A 1591-nucleotide genomic window follows, 5' to 3' on the forward strand; every position below is an offset into this window, starting at 1 on the left:
ATTAAAAACCCAACGGTGAGCTCAACTTATGCAAGTGAGGAGTATTTTTATGGAAATCAACAAAATGGTCATTAAAGGGTTTCAATTTATTCTAAGTGGATCTTTAATCCTACTTGGATTATTTCTGACCTTTTTTATGCTCCGTGAACTTGGCATTATAATTCAATCTTTTTTTAATCCTATTTTAAACGTTCATGATATTTTGCAGGATATATTAGTTTTTTTTCTTTATTTCGCTTTTATTTCCATGGTTTTAAAATATTTCAAAGAGGAATACCATTTCCCAATACGATATCTTCTTTATGTCGGGATTACGGCAACAATTCGATTTATAATAGTAAACCAAGGCAAAGCGCAAGAGAATTTATTATTGTCTATTGTCATTTTTGTTCTCTTGGTTAGTTTTTTACTAGAATCCAAATTGCATAAGCATTCAGAAGATTAACGAGGGAGGACATTGACGCTGGGACAAGTATGTAAAAAGCACTTCAAAACTTAATTATGTTTTGAAGTACCAAATAAAGTTTTGAAGAAAAGTATATTTACTGTTGGGAGACAATAAAGTCTTGAAGTTATATGGCGTTCACTTAGTTTAGTGAATGCTTTTTTATTTATTTAATAATTAGTTAGAAAATTTAGAGATAAGTATTAGGTAAATATTGATGTTGTCGCGACGACCAGTTGGACTTTAGCATTATTCTGATTCGTAAGGGTACGGTATAAKATCGCTGACTACCGTTGTTTCCTCCTCGGCCTGCAGGTGCAAGTGTTTGACATGCAGGTCGAGCGATACCGGCCGGCTCAATAAATACAGTCTGAACGCTTGCCGTCTCATCCAGCGCGGCATCGCCAACTTGATTGCGATATTCTTTTTCACGGGCAACACGTACCGGCCTCCTCTCGTCGAGACGATGCTTTCCTGCAAATAACTGAGGTATTTGGACAATGCCGTGTCGAATTTCTTGCGAATGCGGTCGTCGAGTATGTTTATCTTTTTGCGGACACGCGACAAAGTTTCAAATGAATGCCTCCTTTTGAGTACAAAAAAAGCGGACTGGAAACCAAAATCGTTTCCAGTCCGCTTAGGGAGAAACTGATGTTCTTAACAGCATCACATGCAACCTGCCAGTAGAGCACGACAAAACAAACCATTCCAATTGAACGGTACACTCGCGTACGCCAAGCAAAACAGATTTCACTATGAAATTGCTAGCTAAGAACGACCTCAGACATTAAAATTTCTCCTTTATATTCCTCTACTGCAAGTATACCCTTATCATATGCGAGTCCAGTCTGGATATCGTGCGAGAAAATAGCATAAATCCAACTTTCGATGAGATAAAACTAAATAAAACTTGATTGAGGTCTTTCGAAGTTGAGCAACCGCGTTCAGATGTAGGTTTATTCGCCAACTGCAGCCGCCGAATTTGATCTTTTATATTGATTTCCGATTTACTATAGCTCAAAGATACAGAATTACAACGCTATGAAGTCAAGTTATGGTTCCTGACCAGTGCAGTTATTATCGAAGAACTCAGGATTTAATAAGCTCGTTTTTCCAAAACTCAATTACAGTATGGTCGGATAATTG

Annotated in this window: 2 protein-coding genes; one reads left to right on the forward strand and one right to left on the reverse strand. The window is 37.4% G+C overall.

Annotation, left to right across the window (positions count from 1 at the left end; all coding sequences use genetic code 11):
* Window positions 1-49 precede the first annotated feature (49 nt).
* Window positions 50-445, forward strand: a complete 396-nt coding sequence (locus tag AC1DUA_RS36790; protein WP_477504434.1) for a phosphate-starvation-inducible protein PsiE — start codon at window positions 50-52, stop codon at window positions 443-445.
* A 249-nt stretch (window positions 446-694) separates the two neighbouring features.
* Here AC1DUA_RS36790 and AC1DUA_RS36795 read toward each other — a convergent pair whose 3' ends face one another.
* Complete coding sequence (locus AC1DUA_RS36795; RefSeq protein WP_477504435.1) at window positions 695-883, reverse strand: hypothetical protein; 189 nt, start codon at window positions 881-883, stop codon at window positions 695-697.
* Window positions 884-1591: the final 708 nt, after the last annotated feature.

Source organism: Paenibacillus sp. 01T422 (assembly GCF_056398785.1).

Bases quoted from the DNA above. Each gene is read 5' to 3' on its own strand.
- AC1DUA_RS36790 (WP_477504434.1), top strand. From the start codon at position 50: ATGGAAATCAACAAAATGGTCATTAAAGGGTTTCAATTTATTCTAAGT.